23 protein-coding genes are annotated in these 23,985 nt (G+C 41.8%); 19 read left to right on the top strand and 4 right to left on the bottom strand.

What is annotated here, in order from left to right; translation table 11 throughout:
- Positions 1-78: 78 nt before the first annotated feature.
- From C8R34_RS11520 to C8R34_RS11515, 3 genes are all read right to left on the bottom strand, one after another.
- The gene (locus tag C8R34_RS11520) at positions 79-585 is read right to left on the bottom strand and encodes a DUF262 domain-containing protein (RefSeq protein WP_110340825.1); all 507 of its coding nucleotides are present in this window, start codon (positions 583-585) and stop codon (positions 79-81) included.
- 293 nt (positions 586-878) lie between these two features.
- Positions 879-1,076 carry a hypothetical protein gene (locus tag C8R34_RS16290; protein WP_132467094.1) on the bottom strand — a complete coding sequence of 66 codons (198 nt, stop codon included), beginning with the start codon at positions 1,074-1,076 and terminating at the stop codon, positions 879-881.
- A gap of 11 nt (positions 1,077-1,087) precedes the next feature.
- Positions 1,088-1,348, bottom strand: coding sequence for an AlpA family transcriptional regulator (locus tag C8R34_RS11515; RefSeq protein ID WP_110340823.1), 261 nt, complete (start codon positions 1,346-1,348; stop codon positions 1,088-1,090).
- 701 nt (positions 1,349-2,049) lie between these two features.
- Here C8R34_RS11515 and C8R34_RS11510 point away from each other — a divergent pair.
- The 16 genes from C8R34_RS11510 to C8R34_RS11435 all read left to right on the top strand — a co-directional run bounded on the left by C8R34_RS11510 (position 2,050) and on the right by C8R34_RS11435 (position 18,476).
- Complete coding sequence (locus tag C8R34_RS11510) at positions 2,050-3,312, top strand: integrase family protein (protein ID WP_110340821.1); 1,263 nt, start codon at positions 2,050-2,052, stop codon at positions 3,310-3,312.
- Between the two features lie 24 nt (positions 3,313-3,336).
- Entirely contained in the window at positions 3,337-3,603 is a 267-nt protein-coding gene (locus C8R34_RS11505; RefSeq protein WP_110340819.1) for a type II toxin-antitoxin system RelE/ParE family toxin, read from the top strand.
- Positions 3,600-3,926, top strand: a complete 327-nt coding sequence (locus C8R34_RS11500) for a helix-turn-helix transcriptional regulator (protein WP_110340817.1) — start codon at positions 3,600-3,602, stop codon at positions 3,924-3,926. The genes C8R34_RS11505 and C8R34_RS11500 overlap by 4 nt, the downstream gene beginning before the upstream one ends.
- 320 nt (positions 3,927-4,246) lie before the next feature.
- Positions 4,247-4,900, top strand: coding sequence for a hypothetical protein (locus C8R34_RS11495; protein WP_132467093.1), 654 nt, complete (start codon positions 4,247-4,249; stop codon positions 4,898-4,900).
- Between the two features lie 114 nt (positions 4,901-5,014).
- The gene (locus tag C8R34_RS11490; RefSeq protein WP_181415499.1) at positions 5,015-5,209 is read left to right on the top strand and encodes an AlpA family transcriptional regulator; all 195 of its coding nucleotides are present in this window, start codon (positions 5,015-5,017) and stop codon (positions 5,207-5,209) included.
- A gap of 7 nt (positions 5,210-5,216) precedes the next feature.
- Positions 5,217-6,914, top strand: coding sequence for a replication endonuclease (locus tag C8R34_RS11485; RefSeq protein WP_110340811.1), 1,698 nt, complete (start codon positions 5,217-5,219; stop codon positions 6,912-6,914).
- A gap of 181 nt (positions 6,915-7,095) precedes the next feature.
- Positions 7,096-10,020, top strand: coding sequence for a hypothetical protein (locus tag C8R34_RS11480; protein WP_110340809.1), 2,925 nt, complete (start codon positions 7,096-7,098; stop codon positions 10,018-10,020).
- A gap of 27 nt (positions 10,021-10,047) precedes the next feature.
- Positions 10,048-12,039, top strand: a complete 1,992-nt coding sequence (locus tag C8R34_RS11475) for a pre-toxin TG domain-containing protein (protein WP_132467092.1) — start codon at positions 10,048-10,050, stop codon at positions 12,037-12,039.
- An 880-nt stretch (positions 12,040-12,919) separates the two neighbouring features.
- Positions 12,920-13,243 carry a DUF4258 domain-containing protein gene (locus tag C8R34_RS11470; protein ID WP_110340805.1) on the top strand — a complete coding sequence of 108 codons (324 nt, stop codon included), beginning with the start codon at positions 12,920-12,922 and terminating at the stop codon, positions 13,241-13,243.
- A complete protein-coding gene (locus C8R34_RS11465; protein WP_110340803.1) occupies positions 13,240-13,455 on the top strand; it encodes a hypothetical protein in 216 nt (71 codons plus the stop codon). The genes C8R34_RS11470 and C8R34_RS11465 overlap by 4 nt, the downstream gene beginning before the upstream one ends.
- A gap of 66 nt (positions 13,456-13,521) precedes the next feature.
- Positions 13,522-13,674 carry a hypothetical protein gene (locus C8R34_RS17085; protein ID WP_258364475.1) on the top strand — a complete coding sequence of 51 codons (153 nt, stop codon included), beginning with the start codon at positions 13,522-13,524 and terminating at the stop codon, positions 13,672-13,674.
- A 400-nt stretch (positions 13,675-14,074) separates the two neighbouring features.
- Positions 14,075-14,692, top strand: coding sequence for a LexA family transcriptional regulator (locus tag C8R34_RS11455; protein WP_110340801.1), 618 nt, complete (start codon positions 14,075-14,077; stop codon positions 14,690-14,692).
- Entirely contained in the window at positions 14,689-16,080 is a 1,392-nt protein-coding gene (locus C8R34_RS11450) for an exonuclease domain-containing protein (protein ID WP_110340799.1), read from the top strand. The genes C8R34_RS11455 and C8R34_RS11450 overlap by 4 nt, the downstream gene beginning before the upstream one ends.
- Entirely contained in the window at positions 16,073-17,365 is a 1,293-nt protein-coding gene (locus C8R34_RS11445) for a Y-family DNA polymerase (RefSeq protein WP_110340797.1), read from the top strand. The genes C8R34_RS11450 and C8R34_RS11445 overlap by 8 nt, the downstream gene beginning before the upstream one ends.
- Before the next feature lie 429 nt (positions 17,366-17,794).
- Positions 17,795-18,175 carry a type II toxin-antitoxin system RelE/ParE family toxin gene (locus tag C8R34_RS11440; RefSeq protein ID WP_110340795.1) on the top strand — a complete coding sequence of 127 codons (381 nt, stop codon included), beginning with the start codon at positions 17,795-17,797 and terminating at the stop codon, positions 18,173-18,175.
- The gene (locus C8R34_RS11435) at positions 18,162-18,476 is read left to right on the top strand and encodes a DNA-binding transcriptional regulator (RefSeq protein WP_110340793.1); all 315 of its coding nucleotides are present in this window, start codon (positions 18,162-18,164) and stop codon (positions 18,474-18,476) included. Before C8R34_RS11440 ends, C8R34_RS11435 begins: the two co-directional genes overlap by 14 nt.
- A gap of 50 nt (positions 18,477-18,526) precedes the next feature.
- Here the strand turns inward: C8R34_RS11435 and C8R34_RS11430 are convergent, their stop codons facing one another.
- Complete coding sequence (locus C8R34_RS11430) at positions 18,527-18,829, bottom strand: HU family DNA-binding protein (protein WP_110340791.1); 303 nt, start codon at positions 18,827-18,829, stop codon at positions 18,527-18,529.
- A gap of 77 nt (positions 18,830-18,906) precedes the next feature.
- On the opposite strand from C8R34_RS11430, the gene C8R34_RS11425 reads away from it, so the two are divergent.
- The 3 genes from C8R34_RS11425 to C8R34_RS11415 are packed head-to-tail and all read left to right on the top strand — an operon-like array spanning position 18,907 to position 23,983.
- Positions 18,907-20,391: a class I SAM-dependent DNA methyltransferase gene (locus tag C8R34_RS11425; protein WP_110340789.1), complete on the top strand. Its 1,485-nt coding sequence runs from the start codon at positions 18,907-18,909 to the stop codon at positions 20,389-20,391.
- Positions 20,388-22,526, top strand: coding sequence for a DUF262 domain-containing protein (locus C8R34_RS11420; RefSeq protein WP_110340787.1), 2,139 nt, complete (start codon positions 20,388-20,390; stop codon positions 22,524-22,526). The genes C8R34_RS11425 and C8R34_RS11420 overlap by 4 nt, the downstream gene beginning before the upstream one ends.
- The gene (locus C8R34_RS11415; protein WP_110340785.1) at positions 22,523-23,983 is read left to right on the top strand and encodes a class I SAM-dependent DNA methyltransferase; all 1,461 of its coding nucleotides are present in this window, start codon (positions 22,523-22,525) and stop codon (positions 23,981-23,983) included. The genes C8R34_RS11420 and C8R34_RS11415 overlap by 4 nt, the downstream gene beginning before the upstream one ends.
- The last annotated feature ends 2 nt before the right edge of the window (positions 23,984-23,985 follow it).

Here is a 23,985-nt window from a genome sequence, read left to right as displayed (position 1 = left end):
TCCACTTATCCACAGTAGCGTAGTATCCTGCGCTCTGTTTCCCCCTGGTCATTTTTCAACCGTAATGGGTGGTCAATTTTAAACCGGTATCAACATCCTGTGTCTTAGAAATTTAAAACTCGGATTATCTGTTTCGTAACCGAATTTATAGGACCTAATAATGAATCGTGGTGGTTTTTCGATTACAAGGTATGATTCTTTGATAGTCTTTAGACTAAATGAACCAAGATAGATCTCGTCCTCTTTTTTCTTTGAATTTTCTGGTAATCCTTTGAGTAGTTCTGAAATAGCTTGAATGAAAATTACAAAGGTTGTCAATCGTTGTTGTCCATCAACAATATGGAATGGCTTATATCCTCTATCTTCTATTAACCATTTCTCATCATTCCATACAGACCAAGTTTGTTTGTCCAATTTTTTCAGAGATAGAAGTCCTGTGTAGTGGTATCTATCTGACGGCAGATTTACAACATCCTCCCAAAAATCTTTTAGCTGTCTTATTGTCCATGCATACCTTCGTTGGTAGTCTGGGATTTTGAAAATTCTGTCCTTAAATATGTTTTGTAATGATTCTAATTCTTGCATGAGGTTCGCTAATGGTTAGCATAAGTGAATTATATTGAGTAAGCTCTTCTATCCATTCTCTAAGTGTTACTTTTGTTATTTCTATATTAATCATTCATTGTCTTATTCTTATTAATAGATAAATAAACCATGTGGTTGAAGAGTTAAACATGGTCACATTTCATTTCTTTCGCTTCGTAAATCCAGGTTGCTATCTGAGATCCATTAAGAAAAAGAAATAGTATTGATGTCCAAATACATGATTCATCCCTTGGATGCCTAAATCAATGTATTTAGATTGTTGCTTATTGGTTTTATTTCTTAACTGCTTTTATTCTCTGGGGAGGCGGTGTAGAAATGGCAATGATAGGATTAATATTTTCCTGAGGTTGATTAGAAACCAACCAAGTCATAGCGCTCAAACTTGATACAAGTTTTTCAACTATGAAATATTGAGGGAAGGGAAAGAAATTAAATGTAATGGGTTTTATCAACGAAGAAGTTATATTCATAATCACCTCTTTTATTGATAACTATTTTGCAGACGTAAATCTTTTTGCTGTGCAACAAGATCTTTAATTTCTTGCTCGGTTCTTTCTGCCATTCGAGCAAAATTAACTTCTAAAATTTCATTTTCTACCCATGCAACACAGCGTTCGCCAAGTTTGATTTGAGAGGGAAAAATCCCTTTGGTGATATAGTTATAGATAGTTGAGCGTTTTAAGCCACTAATTTCTATAACTTCTTTAAGACGAATGAGTTTTGACTTATTATTAGACAGCATATATTAATACCTTTTAAATATGCCGCTAATTACAACCACTTACCTTATGTTTCTATTGAGTTGTCCTTCATAATATAAATACAGCTTCAAATTAACTTCTCATGTTCAAATGAACACATTCACAAACATACTTCGATTGCAATTAACGAGGTTAATCAAATTTGTTTAGTTTTAAAATAAACAAATAAATATAATCAATTCATTGGTATTCAAAACCAACAAACTTCAATAAAGAAAAAACTTAAAAAGCTTGTTTCCTTCATTATATGCATTTGAACATCATTATTGGAAAAGGTTCAATAAAGTCCCTGCATGAATGATAAAAAGATTCGGTCAACATAATAGCGGGTTTATTTTGAACCTTGATCCAAAACTATCCAACGAAATGCAGCAACAACCAAGATTGTAACTGGGACTAATACTGGGGCTAATTACGAGTTTGTTCAAGCAAGTACATGAAAAATATACGGTGTTATATTGTAACTATTTGATTTAATTGGTGCTGTTGAGAGGAGTCGAACCTCCGACCTACTGATTACGAATTCTAAAATGTACTGTTTTACGTTGTTTTAATATCAATTCATATCATTGTTTTGTATTGATTTTTGCTATTAAGTTGTTTTAAACTCCACCCCATAGTTTTACGCCTATTGTCTACATAGTGTCTACATGGCATCTGCATGAAAAAGGAGATTGAAACAATGACCGCACCTCAAACACTCCCGCAAAAAATCACAAAATCCTATGTAGACAAACTGTCTACACCGGAAACCGGCCAAGCTTTTATCCGCGATACCGAACTCAAAGGTTTTGCCGTGCGTGTTACTTCATCCGGCGCAAAATCATTCATTTTGGAAAAAAGAATCGACGGCAAAGTGAAACGGTTAACACTAGGCAGGTATCCTGAATTAACTGTTGAACAAGCCAGAAAGGAAGCCCATAAATTACTGGGACATATTGCTGTTGGCCGCAATCCTGCCGCTGAGAAAAAGCAGGAAGCCTTGCAAGGTACGACACTAAAACAAGCTTTTGATGATTTCGTTAAAACCCGGAAAAATCTCAAAGAGCGAACACTCTATGATTACCGACGAGTGATGGCCGTCGTTTTTGCCGACTGGCAGGATAAAGCAATAACCGGTATCAATAAGGACATGGTCAGCAAGCGGCATAACAAAATCGGAGTGGAAAGAGGCGAAGCTTATGCCAATCTGTCGATGCGTTTTTTGCGTGCCCTATTCAATTTTGCCATTGCACAATATGAAGATGGTAGTGGACATTCAATATTACGGGAAAATCCTGTTATGCGTCTGACGCAAACCCGCGCATGGTATCGGGTAGATCGTCGCCAAACCGTTATCAAACCTCATCAACTTTCTCCTTGGTATGAAGCTGTGATGTCGCTTAAGCAAGATCAAATATCTAACCAATCTGCAATGGTGGCCGATTATCTTTTATTTCTTTTGTTTACAGGTCTAAGACGACAAGAAGCCGCAACGCTGAAATGGTCGAATATAGATTTGGATGATCGCTCTTTTACATTGACCGATACCAAGAATTGGGAACCTTTGACATTGCCGCTAACCGATTTTGTTTTCGATCTACTGCAAAGCAGAAAAGCCGTGACCGATTCTGAATATGTTTTTGCTGGGGATGGTAAAGCGGGATATTTAATTGAACCGCGCCGTCAAGTGCAGAAAGTTATTCAATTATCCGAAGTATCGTTCACACTACACGATCTGCGCCGCACTTTTATCACGATTGCCGAAAGTATCGATATATCTGCTTATGCACTTAAACGGCTAGTAAATCATAAAATGACCAACGATGTCACTGCTGGCTATATTATCAGCGATGTCGAGCGTTTGCGAAAACCCATGCAACAAATATCCTTTCAATTGATTCGATATTTCAAAATCAAAGAAGACAAGAAGATATTGTCATTCCAAAAGCACCAAAATGCTTGAATATAACATTTTATAACTTATAATATGCACAATCCGTACAGTTTGTTGATCCGGCCGCAAGCCAAAAAGAAACTGCAAAGCTTGCCGAAAACGGATCGATTCAGGATCGCTGAGAAATTGGAACAACTAGGCCGGAATCCTGATGATAGTTCGCTTGATATCAAGAAACTGGAAGGTGAGCCCTATTTTCGGATGAGAGTTGGTAACTGGCGTGTTATTTTTGAACGGCATGATGTCGTTAGAATTATTACGATTGAGAAAATCAAACCGCGTGGAGATGCTTACAAATGACGCTGCAAAAAATCAAATCCATCCAAGGTAAAGACGAATATGTCCTGTTACCAATAGCGGTTTACCGTGCCTTGAAAGATCAGATCGAAAAAGAATTGGCTACTTGTGAAGCAAATCGGAATGAAGCCTATGAACCGTTTGTTCTTGAAGATTATGTCGATAATCCTATAGCGCTCGCACGAATCAAGGCTGGTATTACGCAAGAGCAATTGGCTCAATGTTTAGGTGTCAGTCAAGCTTATGTGAGCCAAATTGAACGCCGCGACACCGTAACCAATAAGATGCTTGAACGAGTGCATTCAGCTATCCGAGGTGCTGACTAACTAACACTCATCTTATTTTAATCAGTTTTTTTGCCACCGCGAAGCGGCTTGCCCTTGACAGGCTGCCGCCGCCCAAGACAATACCGGCGAAGGATTGAATCTTTTCCGTTTTTAGCTCCTTGTGGATCTCACGCCGCAATGCATCTGCTTCTTTCTAACTAAATCACAATACCGCAATCCTTCATGCAAAACCAAACTTTGGGCGGCGGCAGCCTGTCAAGGGTGGCAAATCCGAGTACTCAAGATACCATTCGCAAATTTCCTCAAGCAAGCAAATTATTCAGCCGTCAATTGAGATTATTTCTCATAGGATGGTTGTCATGCATGTAGAAAATAATCCCGACTTCAAATCTATCTGGCAATTGGCGCATGATTGGGCCGGTGAAAAATCCGATCAAACCGATTCCGCTGCAATTTCATCAGGGCTAAGACTTGCGATTGATCGCCTGATCCGAGCAATAGGCAGCAAGGAGATTTCCGCTCGTTGGAAGGGGCACCGAATTTTCTTCGATGATTCGTTTCTTTCAATTATCTTTGATTTCAGGCATACCATTAAATTTTACCGATGGCTCATGCATAACAAATTCAGCAAGGATTACCTGGATAATCTTTACGTCAAGAGAAATGAAGTCATTACTTGGTGCGAGAAAGTAGCCTTGCTTGCACCACCGCCATGTTGGACACAGAATCAAATAACAGCTACAGGTCAAACAGTCGAGACTGAAGACGAAAATAAAAACTGGCATGATGAAATGACTGATAGGCGCAGGAAAATAACAGGCTGCCTGGAGCTTGCCAGAAAACTATGGAAAGAAAATCCGAATCACTCGTATGACCAAATTTATAACCATTCAATAATGCAGAAATACGGAAACCCCTCTGTTTTTTCCAAAGATTCATTTCAGGAATGGGCAAAAGAGTACGCTCCCGAGCTTGCCAGGAAAGGTGGAAGAAGAAAGAAATCAATGGGATAGAAAAAACAAAACCCCTTTCAAAAAAAATAGATACCTATCTACTTTTTTAGCGTCTTTTTTTACCCCGTCATTTATCGCAAATTGTCTTCAGTTTAACTACTACTGGAGACAATCATGCAAAACTCATTACTCACTACTAAACAAGCCGCACAAATCTTAGGCGTCAGTATCGCATTCCTGGAACGAGACCGCTGGGCAGGTGCTCGGGTGCCTTTCGTCAAAATAGGCAGCCGAGCAGTTCGTTATCGTCATAGCGATTTGCTCGCCTATATTGAATCTTGCACTCATTATTCAACCAGTGAGTACTGAGGTGTGTATGCACACGTTAGTACATGATAACCAGGAACTGCTTAGCTCCAGTGAACGCATCGCCGAGAGCATTTTAAGTTTACTTGATGAGCCGGATGGCAATGATAAACGCTGGCGCGCGCCGATATTCCGGCAATTGCCGAAGCGATTCGCCAAAATCGTTGCCCACGATTACAAGGAGACTTATATCTTTGACGGCAGGCAAAGCGCCAATCATAGTTTGCTTAATGCTTATGGATCGATTACTAAAAATAGCATTGCGCTCAATGCCAGCGATGACGACCTGAAAGATTTGGCGAAAAATATTGTCAAGGAGATGCAGCAAATCAGCCGCATTTATTTGAAGCTGGAACATGCCGTTTCCTCGATGCTGCATCGAACACAAAAGTATGAAATCGACCGATCATCGCTAGAAGATCGAGATATCACGACCGCCGGCATCTATACCCGTCTGACCGATGAAATCTGGTGGTTGCAACGGCTGCGTAAGATTCACGCGCAAAAGCTGGAGCAAGATGCCATCCGCATCGGACTGGTACATGAACGCGCCAGCCGCTATGTCAGCGATGAAACACTGACAAGGCGCAGAGAACAGAAAAAACGTATCCGCCGCGTTCTCGATGGGTTATTGGCAACCAATGAGCTCGGCCAGTGTTTCACACTCAACGAACTGGCAGAACATAGCTTGGCTAATCCGCATGTACGACGCAGTGAATTGATGGTGCGCCTATTCGGATTTGAATTCATTGCCAATGAATTGGGACATGTTGGCGAATTCTATACCATTACTTGCCCATCCAAAATGCATGCCCGGCATTCCGGCAGCGGTGAACGGAATTCCAAATATGACGGCACAACACCTAAACAAGCGCAAAAATACCTTAACAAAGTCTGGTCACGAATTCGCTCCAAACTCAAGCGAGACAAGCTTCCTGTGTACGGTTTCCGCATTGCCGAACCGCAACATGATGGCACGCCGCACTGGCATATACTGCTATTCATGCCGCTCGGACAAGCCGAGAAAGTACAGGAAATTATGCGGCATTATGCCCTGCAAACCGATGGCGACGAACCCGGAGCAAAAGAGCATCGTTTTTTAGCAAAACCTATCGATAAAAGCAAAGGCACTGCAGTCGGTTACATTGCGAAATACATTTCAAAAAACATCGACGGCCATGGCCTGGAACAGGACATTGACGGCAGCCCGATACAAGAAGCGGCAGAACGAGTAGAAGCCTGGGCATCAACTTGGAGCATTCGGCAATTCCAACAAATTGGCGGCGCACCGGTCAGCATTTGGCGCGAATTGCGCCGAATCAGCGAAGCACCCGAAGGCATTCTACAGCAAGCCCAGCAAGCAGCCGATCAAAACAAATGGTGGCAATTCATTCAATTGATGGGCGGCACCATTTCCAAACGAAAAAACAATCCCATCAAGTTACTCAAAATAGAATCCAAAGGACTGGGAAAATATGGTGATCCGATAGGACAAAAAATCTGTGGTGTTCAAACAGATTCCATCCAATTACCCACCCGTTTGCATCAATGGCGTATCGAAAAATGTGCAGTCAACACGGAACCAACTGAACGGCGAAGCGCAAAGCGCCCGAGTGGGAGCGGCAGCGACCGCGAGGCCGCATTTGCGGCGCAGCCGCCTTGGAGTTCTGTTAATAACTGTACGAAAGATAGAGATAAATATTACTAGCGATTAAAATTTACTACAGATCATGTAAGCATTTCTTAGAATTAGAGTATTTAAATTATATGACAGACATTTCGGAGAAGTTAACAATACATTTATGGAAGAATGATATATTTATTGCATAGATTGCTGGTTATTGGACAAATTTTTTTTCAAAAATTGATTTTAGGAGACTTAAAATATCATGACTAAAGACATTAATCAGTCCGACATTTTCAAATTTGTATCTTTGAGACCTCCTGTTTCTGCTGATAAAAAAAAGCAGGAAATAAATTTTATTACCGATAAAAGAAAACCTGAAGAAACTCCAGTTGGTAAGCTGACTAAGAAATTTGATCCTAAGAATGGAACAAAAATTCCAACTCAAATTAAAGAGTTCATTCAAATGAAAGAATTTGATTTGAATTATCTTCAAGAAGACAGCAATCTTAAAAAAATTTATGAATTCATAACAAATATTGATAAAAACGATATTTCAAATGATGTTTTATTAAAAGGTATAGAAAAAATTCTTGATGAGAAACTAGTTGTGCTGTACAAAAGCGAAGAGTTTCAAGAACAACTACATGAAATCTGGGACAGATATTATGCTTTTTACATGCTGGGAAGAACGGAGTCAATCAATTTAGATAATCTCACAGGTATCCTAAGAATATATCATCTTATTCATTTGCTTAGCCAAGAAATTATAATTTCAGATGAGCAGACTTTGAAGAGTATTTTTTTTGCTATTCCTCTCATACCAAAATTATTCACTGATTTGCCAAAACTCAAAGTTACGATTGAGGAATCCAAAAAACCAGAAAAGTTAGACGAATTTAAAGTGAAGGAGTATAAAAATCTGTGGTCTGATTTAGTAGACACTAACAGAGCAATTGAGGAATTAAAAAATATCAGATTTGATACTAAAATAACGACGCAAACAAAAAATGTCGTTATCCCAAATAAAGAAACAGGAATAGAAGAAAAAATTAAATTATCCTTTTTTAAAAATGAATTGATAGTCAATAAAAAAAGTTTCGAAACACTAAATAAAAACACAAAAACTTTACTTAACAATATCAATATATCAGAAAATAACTTGCAGATATCTGATGCCTTCACAAAATTACAAAGAAAGCTGGAAACTACAAATTTAGCTGTTTCTGGATTGAGTGACGTACGTTTTATGTCTTATATGCCAGAAGAGGCAAAACTAATTCCAGCAATATCTTCTATCGTTTCAAAATTTGGAATTGCAGATTCTATAAAGTTTCCTATTATCATTCATCCGCCAACCAATGTAAGAAGTTCAATAAAGCCTTTAGGGATTGGCGACTTAAAAGTGGTAAAGCAAACATTAAAAAAATATGTAGCAGGCGAAGTAGCGCATATTGAAAATGTCTTACGAGGAGAATATAAAGAACGAAAACATCGAGTTCTCGATAGAATAGAAGATATTTTTACAATTTCTAATGAAACGAGTGAAGAAACAACCAAAGACTTGCAAACGACAGACCGGTTCGAGCTAAAAAAAGAAAGTGACGAAACGATTGAGGAGCAAATGAGTTTGCAAGCAGGTATTACTGTATCAGGTTCATACGGAATGGTGAATATAACCGCTCATGGTGAGTTTGCGTATAGTAAGGCAGAAAAAGAATCAAATAAAAGCTCTTCAAATTTTGCCAAGGAGGTTATTGATAAGTCAGTCTCTAAAATACAAAAAAGAACCAAGGAAGAACGCACCACAAAGAAACTGCATGAAGTTGAGGAAATAAATACTCATGGTATTGATAACAAAGGTAAGCCTGACCATGTTACCGGAATTTATCGTTGGGTAGATAAGCATTATGAAGCTCAAGTATATAATTATGGCGTACGGATGATGTTTGAGTTTATCATTCCTGAACCTGCTGCGTTCTACGAATATTCATTGAAGAAAGCTCGCAATAATAAAATTGATCCACCTCCAAAATTAACTATCAAAACTCCAAGGGAGATTACAAGACAAAATTATTGGGATTTAATAGCTACTTATAATGTACAAGGTGTTTCTCCTCCGCCTCTACCGTGGAAAACCATTTCGACTTCTATCGCAAAAGATAAGATGCCCCTGGATGGAAATGGTCAAACAGCTAATAGTAAAGAATTAATCGTGCCAGCAGGATATATTTCTAAACTTGGCGTTTGGTTTGATTGTTCGGCATACTTTTCTAACTATCCCAGGCTCGAAGTGACCATTGGCAATAAAATATTCCGCTTATTGGATAATAACGGAGCAGTAGGTGCTGTTGATAATAACTATAGAAGTTCTGAACCTTATCATTGGTTCTGGGAAGGCAATCCCATCCAAATTTCAGTAAATAGTTACGATGTTATATCGTATACAGTAAATGCTTATGTAGCTGTTGAATTAACCAATGAAGCATTTGAACAATGGCAAATCCAAACCTTTGAAAAAATATTGACTGCTTATAAAGTACTACAAACGGAGTACGAGCAAAAGATTGCGGCACAAGAATTTCAAGGTGGGGTCACTATCCCGGGACAAAATCCTTTAATAAACAGAGAAATTGAGAAGACTGAATTGAAAAAGCATTGTACAAAAATGCTGATGGATACCTACCTTTTTGGTAATTTTGATGCGATGAAAGATACTATAGGTACTCCTCCTACACCTATACCACCTGATTTTGATATATTTGATGCCCTGAATGAAGGCAAGATAATTCAGTTTTTTGAACAAGCATTTGAGTGGGAAAATATGACATATCTATTTTTTCCTTATTTTTGGGGAAGAAATTCCGAATGGATTAATAAAATCAATACACACGATGCTGACCCTTTATTCACTAAATTTAGACAAGCAGGTTCATCCAGAGTAGTACTTCCTGTCCGTCCAGCATATAACGATGCTGTGATGTATTTCTTAGAAAATAATGGCGCCATTTGGAAAGGTGGAGAAACACCGAGGCTTAAAGACGACATGTTTATATCAATTGCAGAAGAACTTCGTAATCAAACCGATGATCTGGCTGGAGCAAAACCCGACGGCGAACCATGGGAAGTTATTATACCGACTACTTTGGTTTGGTTGCAACCTGACGATAAACTTCCCTCCTTCGAATGACGAGATTGACATTCTCGGGTTTAAGACATGCAACCTAGAACCCTTAATGACTACCGACGCACCTTAGATAATCAGAAAAGCCTATTGTTTAGAGCATTAGCTGACGGTGTTTCATCAGCTACTGAAATCGCACGACTGCGCATCTCTCTTACTCTCATGGAAGAAGATTTACAGTATCGTCCGAAGGAAACTGTCAATATCCACGAGCTTCGTGCTTCGCAAGAGTCGGGTGTTGATGGACCTTTTGTCTGGCAGGTTCAGGCTGTCAAGCGCGCGGACGCGCAACTGCGTAAGTATGAACCTACTTATGCACAAGTACTTCAAAAAGAAGTCGAGTATAGAGAATTTGTGTTACAAAAACTTCAAATACTCAACGTTAAGGCTCATACGGGTGGAACCTGCGATGTTGGCTATTTCATGGAGGAACGTCTTCTACCGCTCGATCCACTAGATAGGAAAAGAGAGAAATCACTCGTCGATGAAGTCAAGGGCCAGTTCATCAGAGCTGTGCAAGATTGGATGAAGGAGCATAGATTTGACCCCGAATTTTATAACAGATCTGCAGTATTCGGAGTCGCTGCAGTACTGGAGGAGCGGCAGGATATTGTCCTTGCAATGCGTCTCGCTCAAAGCATGGGTACTCAAACAACAGCTTACAAGTTGGCCGACCCGTCGCTTGCCGCAGAAGTAATCGTTGAAATTATCGAGTGCCTCCCCTTCATAGGCAACGCTCTGACACTTATAGAGGTATATGAAGGCCGTGATCTCTTCTGTCGAGAATTGAGCCCAGTTGAACGAGCGTTCATGGGAGCTTTTGTAATCATACCAGCAGCGACTAAGGTCATAAAAGCGGGCAGGGCAATTTACACTGCAGCCCGCCTCGAACACATGTTTGGAAAGGCTAAATGGCCTAAGTTTTTAGCCATTGCTGAACGGATGGAACTTCAGAATTCGCCCAAAGTAAAGTTAATTCTTAAGGAAGTAGGAGCGCTTATCAAAGCGAAAAAGCCCATTCCACCCCCGTTGTTAAAGGACGCCGAAAAGGCTCTAGCAACTTTGGTAGGGAAATCTGGGGCCGCAAAAGTGCCTATCTACACTGCCGCTGAAGAGGCACTATTCGAGGCTTTGAAAAAACTGGGGATGGCAAAAGCAGTACTCAGTGAAATTGATCAGTTTGCTCTCAAGCGAGTAGCCGACAAAGCGATTACCAAAAAGGGATTGAGCATTGATTTGGCCAAAGGGCAACTACTAGAAGAGTTTAACGAGTCACGAATTGTACGAATGCTTCAACAGCAGATTGGCCTGAAGGCGCTAGGTTTGGAGGCAGGAAAAGTAAAGCCTCAGTACTTTCCTGGACATCTTCTTACAGACAGCTCCAAGTTGAGACCAATTACGGATGGCATGGTCGTGAAACACGTGCCTTCCGGTGAAATTAAGAAAATCTGGTATGGCCAACGGACGCAAGGAGAGATCAATAACATTCAGGGTGTACTCGACATCTTGGCAATTTATGAGGCAAAATCTGGTAAGTCGAGTGCTAGAAATCTCAGGTACATACGCGATGTGACTGACGTTGACCGCCTAGCACTTAAATCTGTTGCCGCCAAACGCTTCGAAAAGGCCAAGCTGCAGGCCACCAAAACCGGTAAGTCATTTAATGCCACATTAGAAAAGATCGAAAATGAAGTTAACAAAGAATACAAAATGGGAGAGTTCGGGGGGCAAGCACGAGTCGACCTAGAGCGACTCGACGCGTTGGAAGATGGAACATTGCCGAGCATTTTTGTAGGAGATCTAGAGTATCTTGTTTTACTTAGAAGTGGGCCAAGAACTAAGATTTTTGGAGTTCTCCCAAAGGATGTAGCAAAATCAAGCGAAGGTCTGGCTCGTCGGATGCAGAAATCTTTGAAAGAGGGCGGTGAAGGACTCAATTTCGAAATCCTTGGCATCAACATTGCTGCAAATGAACTAGCGGAACTGGCGAAGCAGGCGCTACAAACGGTTGCATCTAGCAAATAGAAACCAGAATCATGGAGAGCGCCGGGGGGGCGTCTGTTCCATTTTCTATTCCAAAAAACAGCGGTTACATTTATTTTGCCTTTCGGCATGTTTAAAAGATTGAAGCCTAGTTATCCGAAACGACATCAAAGTGCTATAGTAAGAAGTAATTAACTAAATTCCAAATAATTTCTCGTATCTATCACGAGTATTTACTTTCTTGTAAACAGCGGGATCTAACTTTTGTCTTAGTAGAATTTGCAATAAATTTTATAAGATGAATTTATTAATTATAACTCTTTTATTTTGTGGTGCCGAGACTAAGAACCGAACTCGTCACCTTCTGATTACAAATTTGACTTGCATCAGGTTGGATTTTCCAAAGCAAATATACCTATTTACTGTCTACATATCGTCTACATGAATCATGTGTTTTTATATTATTTATGGAACCTATTGATTTAATGGTGCTGTTGAGAGGAGTCGAACCTCCGACCTACTGATTACGAAACCTAGCTATAAATTTTGTGTATATATAAATCAATCACTTGCAATGCTTGCCAAGCATAAAATCAGTGTCACACAACTACATATGGTGGTATTTCAGGCACAGTTTGGCACAAATTTGACACAATCAATTTTTCGATCTGTAACATTTAAAATTGTATCAAAATTTAACTGCATGAGTTGGCTTGCTATTATTGATACAATGAAACCTTGGTAGTTTTATTTGATCACATTTACAGTTCCGATCCTATTGCCAAGATTCGTTGTCGGAGATGGAACTTAAGGAAGCTAAATAAAATACAATGAAAAATAAGGGGATAAGCTGGAGTGATGATTTCCAGGAAAAATAGATGGCATATTTCGTGTTGATAATTTTACCTGATGATACTTTGTCATGAGTGTGACTTTACAACGGGTTATAGCATTAGTCAGTAACGGGGAAGTCCGTATATCTGAACATGGTTATGATGAGTTGTCGCACGACAATATCTTTGCAAGAGATATTCTCTCAGGTATTGGGGAAGCAATAGTCGTGGAAGATTATCCAGACTATCCGAAAGGCCCATGTGTACTGGTGTTACAAAAAGATAAAAAGAACAAGCCAATCCATGTAGTGTGGGGTATTCCTAGAAATGCGGACATGCCAGCTGTTGTCGTTACGGCTTATCGTCCTGACTGTGATAAGTGGAGTAATGATTTTTTGAGGAGATTACGATGAATAATAAACATCTAACAAAATTGGTACGAGAAGGCCAATACATTGCGGAAGTTGAGATCGAGTTGATAGACTCAGGAGAAGGCTGGTCGCCTTATTTGTCGATTGAAGACGCATATAAATTAGATGATGTTCGTGCTGCCTTGCAACGTGGAGATATTCGTACCGCAGGAAAATTTGGTCGGGTTTATACGTTGACGCCTCTAGCAGTATAGATTCCGGGTATTGGTATCAGCTGGAAACTGACCGATAATCTATGTCCATACGCGGCAAGGGAGTCTATGTGTGGCGGTATTGAATACCAAGATCAGAAGATTTATTTCCCGCAACCGAGTGCGCGACTGCCGGTGCGTTTGCGAGATGGCAGTGTAACTTGGATAGCGTGGCGCAGGCGCAAGGATGAAGTCACCGGTAAATTTCCGAATGGTGGCTGAGCACGACTGAATTCCATCAAAAGCGGAAAGTGGAAACCATGGCACCCAAGACCTATTCTAATTCCCGCTATCAGTTTCATGGAAAAAGACCACGATCACCAATCTCATTGGATCACTCTGGCATCCAACATGGCTATTCAAGCATTACTAGCCGAAAGAGGCGGGTGAACAAAGGGTTTATATTGTTACAGAATAAACACTACCGGAATATCATTGGATTCATGATCGCTGGCCTCGGCTGATCAAAGTATCAGATCCAAAACTATCAACATCTGACGGAATCTAGCAGTTAGCTTTCTACTATCTGTAATTTCACTTTCATCGTTTTTGTGGATTTGACATCGCAATAGCCGGTGTGTTTGAATGTTGTTTCACATATCAAGCATGGGAGCACTCAAACATGTCCAATCGAGGCGGAAAACGAGAAAATGCAGGCAGGCCAGCCGGTCAGGGTAAATATGGCGAATCAACAGTGACAATGCGTATACCGCAAAGCCAGACGGCAACAATCAAAAACTTTTTGGAAGCCTGGCAACGCAAAAGAGCGAAGGCTGTGGATGAGAATGCCATCACAGAAATCGAAGTCGATGAGTTTTTCACGCCCGCAATTAGTGAGCAGCCGACGCTATTGCCATTATTCTCTACCAAGGTGGCGGCGGGGTTTCCCAGCCCAGCCGATGATCATGTGGAGATGCGCCTGGATATCAGCGAATTTATGATCGATCACGCTGCTTCAACGTTCTTCGTCACAATCAAGGGAGATTCGATGATCGACGTCGGTTTGTTGCCGGGTGATAAAGTGGTGGTGGATCGTTCTAAAACGCCCGGTATCGGCGACATTGTGCTGGCGGTGGTGGATCGGGAATTTACCATCAAAATCCTCGATCACGGCGCGAACAAAATGCCACGGCTGCTGCCAGCTAACTCAACAGGCGCTTACAAACCCATTTACATTCGCCCCGATACGCAGTTTGAGATATTTGGCGTCGTGATAGGATCTTTCCGCCGGTTCAAATGACTACACTGTTGCCGTGTTATGTATTGCTGGATCTGGAGACGACAGGAGCCACACCAACCCAGGATCGCATCACTGAAATTGGTCTGATCCGTTATGAAAACGGTATCGAAGTTGGCCGCTGGAATACGCTCATTAATCCGGAAGTCAGTATTTCACCCTTCATTCAGCGGTTGACGGGAATCACTCAGGATATGGTCGACCATGCGCCCACTTTTGCTCAAGTGTGTGAAACGCTGCTGCAATGGCTCGATCAGGCGGTATTGTGCGCGCATAATGTGCGTTTCGACTATGGTTTTCTCAAAAACGAATTCAAGCGCACCGGTATTACCTTCCAGAAGAAACTACTGTGCACGGTCAAACTTTCCAGAAAACTCTATCCGCAGCATCATTCACATAGCCTCAACGCCATCATCGATAGGTTTCAGTTGATTTGTACCCAGCGCCACCGCGCCATGGGCGATACCGAAATGATGGCGGCATTCATCGAGGTTGCGATCCGAGAATTCGGCGAATCAATCGTTCAGGAAACCGTAAAAACACTGCTGAAGCAGCAAGCGACCCCAACGGGACTCGATCATCTGGATATCCATGCCATCCCGGAAACCTGCGGTGTTTATTTATTCCATGGCGATAGTGCATTGCTGTATGTCGGCAAAAGCGTTTCATTGCGCTCCCGGGTATTCAACCATTTCCAGGGCGATCATAGCTCAGCCAAGGAAATGCGTATCGCCCAGGAAATCAAGCGGGTCGAATACCGCATCACCAGCGGAGAACTCGGCGCACTGTTACTGGAATCGCGCCTGATCAAGGAATACCAACCCATCCATAACCGACAACTTAGGCGCGAGCGGCAACTCTGTGCCTGGCAAGTTTCGAGTGACCCTAATGCCAAACCGTTGGTCACTTTGATCAATGACAGCGACATCGACTGGCGTGCCGCTGACAATGTCTATGGCACTTTCAAAACCAAACGGCAGGCTGTCGAGGTTTTAAACAAGCTGGCCGATGAATACGGACTATGCGATAAGGCACTGGGATTGGAAAAGGGTGCTGGTGTGTGTTTTGCGCATCAGTTAAAACACTGCAAAGGCTTGTGCGCTGGTCAGGAATCCGCCGAATCACACTGGCTGCGCCTGCTCACGGCTTTGAGCCATTACAAACTACTGGCATGGCCGTATGCTGGTCGTATTGGCATCAGGGAACACAACCCGGACTATGACATCACGGAAATACACGTCTTTGACCAGTGGTGCCATCTGGGAAGTGTCAAGGATCATCAGGAATTGGCGGAATTATCGGCAAGCTCATGTTTTGACCGGGATACCTACCGCTATCTGCTTAAATTCCTGAACCGCAAAGAGGTCGAAGTGATCGTGTTGCATGGATAAGCATAACCGCTCCATCGCGTTAATTGACGTGAACAACTTCTATGTCAGTTGTGAACGAGTATTCAATCCCAAACTGGAAGGCAGGCCAGTTGTCGTATTATCCAATAATGACGGCTGCGCAGTGGCGAGAAGCAATGAAGTCAAAGCGCTGGGCGTCAAAATGGGGCAACCGTGGTTTCAGCTGCAAGACCTGGCCAGAAAGCACGGCATCATTGCTTATTCATCCAACTATGCGCTTTATGCCGACATGAGCAATCGCGTCATGAGCATTTTAGGTATGTTCAGTCCCGAACAGGAAATCTACTCGATTGATGAATGTTTTCTGGATCTCACCGGATTTAAAAGACACAGCCATACCGGTTATGGACAGAAAATCCGAAAACGCATCAAACAATGGACGGGATTACCGGTGTGTGTTGGCATAGGGTCGACCAAGACACTGGCAAAACTGGCCAATCATATCGCTAAAAAGAACTTGGAATTTAATGGTGTGTGCGATCTCAATAGCTTATCGCCTCAGCAACAAGAAGATTGGTTCAGCAAAATAGAAGTAGGGGAGATCTGGGGTGTCGGCAGGCGGCTAGCACCCAAACTGCATGAAATCGGCATCAAAACCGTGTGGGATCTCCAAACAGCATCGCCATCGCAACTGCGTGCCCGTTTCTCAGTCGTGATGGAAAAGATCATTCGTGAGATCAATGGCACGTCCTGTATCGAACTGGAAGAAATCAACCCACCGAAAAAACAGATCGTCAGTTCCCGATCCTTTGGTATTCCGGTATCCGATCTGGCCAGTCTGGAAGAATCGGTGTCGCTTTATATCAGTCGCGCAGCAGAAAAGCTGCGAAGACAACAATCGTATGCCGGATCAGTGCATGTCAGCATCCGCACCAGCCCATTCAATGAGAAAGAACCGTATTATGCCAACGGTATGACAATTGCACTGCCAAGACAAACGGATGACACGAGATTATTAACCAAGGTTGCGCTGTGGGGATTGCGCAGAATTTACCGCCGTGGCTACCAATATCAGAAAGCGGGGGTGATGCTATCTGAACTGGTATCCAGGCAATACCGGCAGCTCGATCTCTTTGGTTCGATATCCGCAGCAGATAATCAATCCAGCAAATTGATGAGCGTCATGGATCATATCAATGCCCGCATGGGTAGAGGAACGATTAAACTCGCATCCGAAGGATTCAAGCAACCGTGGAAAATGAAGCAGGGGAACAAGAGTCCTAATTACACAACGAACTGGGATGAATTGATCTGTGTTATGAAATGACTTATTGATCCGGCCATTAAAAAGATTTATTAGAATCTCCGCGTTCCGGCCTTCACTGCTATGAAAAATCAAACTGTTTCATAGGCCGACTCTATAGCAGTATTTTTTTTCAATTAGCATCAATTCTTATTGTTTTACATACCGATCGGAATATGAGTAGTAGGTTTTTATAGGAGAAAGAGGCAGGCTCTGGATCTTGTTTCACCAATAGTCTTCCTTCAATTACTTTTTGGTCATTCAATTGACGATTGTGTTCGGCAGCAAAGGTGCGGATTCAATCAATCTTGAATTAATCAATCCACACACACCTATTTCTTTAGTGACATCTCCATCCGTTTAAACGAAGACACTTAAAATGATTTATATTATATATTTAGGGCTTGCTAGATATGTCACTAAGTGCTACCTTTTGCTTAAGATAGGTACAGAATGATCGTTTACAAGACACGATGGTTCGATCGTTGGGCAAACAAACAAGGATTAACCTCGCCCAGTCTTTGCGCCGCCGTGCGTGAGATGACTGAGGGACTGTATGATGCCGATCTCGGCAATGGGCTGCTGAAAAAACGAATTGCGCGACCAGGCCAAGGAAAGAGAAGCGGCTTTCGCACATTGGTCGCCACCAACAAAGGAAACCGTTGGATATTCTTATTTGGTTTCCCAAAGAACGAACGTAGCAACATTGACAAAGATGAAGAGGTAGCCCTAAAGCTGTTGGCTGTTCACCTGCTGTCACTGACAGCACAGGCGCTCGATCAAGCACAACATGCGGGAGAATTAATGGAGGTTAATTGCGATGCGCAAGACTAAATCAATCATTCTTGAGGCTGTACATGACACGGCCAAGGGTTTACACAAGGCAGGCGTGTTGGATCAGGTTACGCTGCGCGAATTCGATCGATTGTGTTTGCCGCCTATTGAACCGTTGGGACCGGAACAGATAAAACAAATTCGCGAAGCTACACGAGTTAGTCAGGCGGTGTTTGCTGCCATACTAAATACAAGTGTTTCGACAGTACAAAAATGGGAGATCGGACAGAAACGGCCAACAGGTACTGCTCTTAAGTTGTTACATCTTGTGCAAAAGCGCGGTCTGGAAGCTGTCGTCTGAATGGGCTAATTTCCTTTTCTTGCAGCAATCTATGTGCTTACGTAATCGTATTATTTCTTTTTTTCTGTTTGTTTGGGCTTTGTTGATTTAGATGCATTGGTTTTCTTTACAGATGCCGCAGCATCAGATAAGGCTTTGCCAGGCTTGAATTTAACGACCTTCTTGGCAGGAATTGTCATGGTTTCGCCGGTCGCTGGATTGCGGCCTTCACGACTTGCACGTTCTGTCACTGAGAAAGTACCAAATCCCACTAACTGAACATCATTGCCGCTTGCTATGGTTTTCTTCCATTTCTTAAAGCCACTTTTGACAGTAGTCAATTTCCACAAAATGGAACTGGTTAAAAGATTCATTATTTCGCATTGACTGTTAACGAACAGAATAAATTGAATTTATGCGAGAGTTAGTTCATATCGCTATAATCAACCAAATGAACGAAAATAAACTAACCCTCTCCCAATTAGAACAATACCTCTCCAAAGCCGCATGGATCTTAAAAGGTCCGGTCGACGCCTCAGATTTCAAAGTCTACATATTTCCTTTGTTATTTTTTAAGCGGATATCGGATGTTTATGATGAGGAATTTCGTATTGCACTAGAAGAATCCGATGGTGATAAGGAATATGCGGCATTACCTGAATTTCATCGCTTCGAAATCCCTGAAGGCTGTCATTGGAATGATGTGCGGGAGACATCAACCAATGTCGGTTTAGCCATAGAAAAAGCTTTAAGAGGTATAGAGCAAGCAAACCAGGAATTCTTGTATGGTATTTTTGGTGATGCGCAGTGGAGCAACAAAAACAAACTCTCTGATAGCCTGCTGATCAATTTGGTTGAACACTTTTCTCAATACGCACTGGGTAATGAAAAAATCAATCCGGACATGCTCGGCCAAGCCTATGAATATCTAATCAAGCATTTTGCCGACCTTACCAATAAGAAAGCCGGTGAATTTTACACCCCCCGATCTGTAGTGCATTTATTGGGATTAATCCTCGATCCGCACGAAGGCGAAAGTATTTATGACCCAGCTTGCGGCACCGGCGGCATGTTACTTGAATGTGTCGATCACCTTAAACATAACAAAGAAGATTTCCGGACGCTAAAACTCTACGGTCAAGAGAAAAATCTGACTTCCAGCTCAATTGCTCGAATGAATATGTTTTTGCATGGCATCGAAGATTTTGAGATTCTCCGCGGTGACACGTTACGCAACCCGGCTTTTTTTGAAGCCGATGGGCTAAAAACCTTTGATTGCGTGATCGCCAATCCCCCCTTTTCTCTAAAAAACTGGGGGGCAGGGAATTGGGTGAATGATCCTTTTGGTAGAAATATTGGCGGGGTCCCACCTAAGAGTAATGGCGACATGGCTTGGGTGCAACATATGGTTAAATCCATGAACAGCACCGGTAGAATGACTGTCGTGCTACCGCACGGTGCATTATTCCGCAAAGGGGCTGAAGGCACTATCCGGCAAGCTTTGATAGAGCAGGATTTGCTGGAAGCCGTCATTGGCTTGGGACCAAATATTTTCTATGGAGCTCAATTGGCTGCTTGTGTAATGGTATTCAAGCAGAACAAAGCATTCGAGAAAAAACATAAAGTCCTTTTTATCGATGCTTCGGATCAAATCAGAGTCGGTAGAGCGCAAAATTACCTCGAATCGATACATGTCAAACAGATTCATGACTGGTACCAAGCTTTTCGTGATGTTGAGAACTACGTCAAAGTGGCCACGATCGATGACCTCAAACAAAACGATTACAACCTGAACATACCGCTCTACGTGGAAAAAATCATTGAGGACAATTTACCCAGTGTGGAAGAAGCGCTGAGCGATTTGAAGGCCGCCTGGCAAGCCAGTTTAGAAGCAGAAGAAAAGTTTAAGAAAATATTACAAGGATTTTTAAAATGAAAGAGCTTCAATCCTTGAATGAAGTTTTTAATAATAAGATTTTTAGAATTCCAGATTACCAGCGTGGATATGCTTGGGGTGAAAAGCAACTGATTGAGTTTTGGGAAGACTTACTTAGCTTGGATTCGTATCGTTCCCACTACACAGGCGTATTGTCGATCAAGAAGGTTCCAGAAAATATTTGGTCAGGGTGGAACGATGAAAGATGGCTAATAACAGGTAGAAAATATATTCCATACTTCATTGTGGATGGTCAACAACGACTCACAACGGTTTCAATACTTATTCAATGTTTAATTGAAGCTGTTACAAGTACCCCTGCCAACGAGAAATCCAACAAAGGTGATATATTTCTTGGAGCTTATAAGCTTAGTGAAGTCATTGAAAAATATATTGTTATAACGGAACCAAGACATCGCATTATCAATACATATAAGTTTGGCTATGAAGTAGACAATCCATCTTTTGAGTTTTTGCGTCATCAAATATTTGGTGAACCTAATGCAGGTACCATACGTGAGACTTTCTATACATTAAATCTCGAAAATGCAAAGAAGTTTTTTAAGGAAAATATTGCAAAGCTTATCAAGCAGCAAGACCACATTTTGCTTGAAGAGATATATGAAAAATTGACACAACGATTTCTTTTTAATCTCTATGAAATCGACGACAACTTTGATGTCTTTGTCGCTTTCGAAACGATGAATAATAGAGGAAAACGACTTTCTGATCTGGAATTACTGAAGAACAGGCTCATCTATCTGACTACTCTCTATTCACCGCAGGAAGTACCCGATGACGTCAAGGAAAATATCCGAACAAAAATTAACAGAACTTGGGGTGAAATCTATAACCAACTAGGCCGTAACAAAAAAACACCATTAAATGATGATGATTTTTTAAAAGCTCACTGGATCATGTACTTCAAGTACAGCCGCAATAAAGGTAACGATTACATACGTTATTTACTAGATGATTACTTTTCACCAAAAAATATATTTGAAAAGTTGGAAGTTAGTACCAGTGGTATTGAATATGTCGAAGAACTTACCGACTCTCCAGACTTTGAGGAAGAGGAAGAGGAAGAGGTAGAACTAGAGCCTATAATGAGTCCGCAGTCCAAATTAAAAATCAACGACATTAGTGATTACGTTGACAGCCTTAAAACGTCAGCTGGAATTTGGTACAGCACCTTCTTTCCAAGTGATTCGAAAGATTTGAGTGAACCTGAACAAATAGCAATGGATAAAATCAATCGCGTTAAGATCGCGTATTTCAGACCATTGATTATGGCAGCACTAATTCGGACAAAGCCAAATGAAAATGAGCGTATTTCACTATTAAATCAGATTGAGCGGTTTATCTTTATTTCTTTCCGACTATGCCGAGCTCAATCTTCCTACCGAAGTAGCGCTTATTATCGGAATGCAAGAGCTGTTTATATGGGGGAGATGTCGATACTAGATGTTATTGCATCATTAAATAACGATCTATCTTGGGTTTTCGACAAAAATAATATCTTCAAAACAAGCTATTTCAGAGATTTCATTAGCAGAAAATTTGGCCCGAATGGTGATGGATTCTACGGTTGGAATGATCTGAGTTATTTCTTGTTTGAATACGAAGAAAGGATTAAAGAATCTAGGAATCAGCCAAAACTAGGATGGCATAATTTCACTAAGAGTGAAACGGATAAAGTCTCTATCGAACACATTTACCCGCAAACAGCGGATAGTGAATACTGGACAACTCGCTTCTCCAAATTTAGTGATGATGAATGCAGATATCTTCGCGGTTCGCTAGGAAATCTGTTGCCATTGTCTTCAAGCATCAATTCAAGTTTGCAAAATGACGATTTTCCCAATAAGAAAAAAATAAAAACCGATGATAATGGAGAAGTTATTCGCAATGGATATGCTAACGGTTCATATTCAGAATTAGAAGTAGCCAAGAAGGAAGATTGGACAGAGACTGAGATTTTAGAGCGCGGATTAACACTTCTAAAATTTATGGAAGAAAGATGGCAAATCAGTCTCGGAACACGTTCCAGCAAATTAGAGCTGCTGCACCTGTCATTTCTGGATATAACCAATGACATATCAATACCAGTTTTTGCCGAAAACCAGCCGTTATGACCCAGCAAGAACTCGAGAAATACCTCTGGGGGGCAGCCACGGCGTTACGTGGCACGATCGACGCCGGGGATTACAAGCAATATATCTTTCCGTTGCTGTTTTTTAAGCGCATCTCCGATGTGTATGACGAAGAATTTGCCAATGCCTTAGCGGAAAGTAATGGCGATCTGGAATATGCCGCGTTTGCTGAGAACCATCATTTCCAGATTCCAGGCGGCGCGCACTGGAACGACGTGCGGGAGAAAACCGTCAACATCGGTGCGGCATTACAGGAAGCGATGCGGGCGATTGAGCAAGCCAATCCGGATACTTTGTTTGGCATTTTCGGCGATGCCAGTTGGACCAATAAAGACCGATTGTCCGATGCTATCTTAATCGATCTGATCGAGCATTATTCTCAGCACAAACTTAATCTCAGCAACGTGCCGGATGACCAGTTGGGTAATGCTTACGAATACCTGATTAAGGAATTTGCTGACGACAGCGGTCATACCGCCGCCGAATTTTATACCAATCGTACCGTGGTCAAGTTAATGACCTTAATCATGGACCCGCAACCCGGTGAAAGCGTCTATGACCCGACCTGCGGCTCCGGCGGTTTGTTGTTGAATTGTGCTTTGCATCTAAAAGATGAAGGTAAGGAATACCGCACCCTGAAACTATTTGGTCAGGAGGTCAACCTGCTTACTTCCGCCATTGCCCGCATGAACATGTTTATGCACGGCATCGAAGAATTCAGCATTGTGCGCGGCGATACTCTGACGAATCCAGCCTTTCTGGAGAACGACCAGCTCAAAAGCTTCAATGTCATTCTCGCCAATCCGCCGTATTCGATCAAAGCCTGGGATCGCAAAGCGTTTGAGAGCGATCCATACGGACGTAATCTCTGGGGCACGCCGCCGCAAGGCTATGCCGATTATGCGTTTCAGCAGCATATTCAAAAAAGTCTGGATAAGAAGAACGGTCGTTCCATAACCTTATGGCCACATGGCATTTTGTTCCGGGATGCCGAAGCCGATATGCGCCGCAAAATGATCGAGCAAGATTTGGTGGAATGTGTGATTGGCTTGGGGCCAAACCTGTTTTACAACTCGCCAATGGAAGCCTGTTTGCTGATTACCAAAACTAATAAGGAAGCCAGTAAGAAAGGCAGAGTGTTAATCATCAACGCGGTCAAGGAGGTCAGGCAGGACAAGAATATAGCTTTCTTGGAGTCGCAGCACATCGAGCGAATTTATGCGGCCTATCAAGCATTTCAGGATCAGGATGGATTTTGTAAAGTTGTTGATATTCAAGAAATCCTAAGCCATAAAGCCAGCTTAAATATGCCGCTGTATGTCAGCAACGTAAACAACAGTGATGTAGAAATCTCGCTGGATGAAGCCCTGCACAATTGGATGCATTCATCTGCAGAATTAAAGAAAAGTATGGATGAGCTTTTTCGGGTGATTGGATAAAC

Source organism: Nitrosomonas sp. Nm84, from assembly GCF_003201565.1.
Lineage (GTDB): Bacteria > Pseudomonadota > Gammaproteobacteria > Burkholderiales > Nitrosomonadaceae > Nitrosomonas.
The sequence above is the reverse complement of the archived record's forward strand: the minus strand, read 5'-3'. Positions and strand labels throughout refer to the sequence as shown.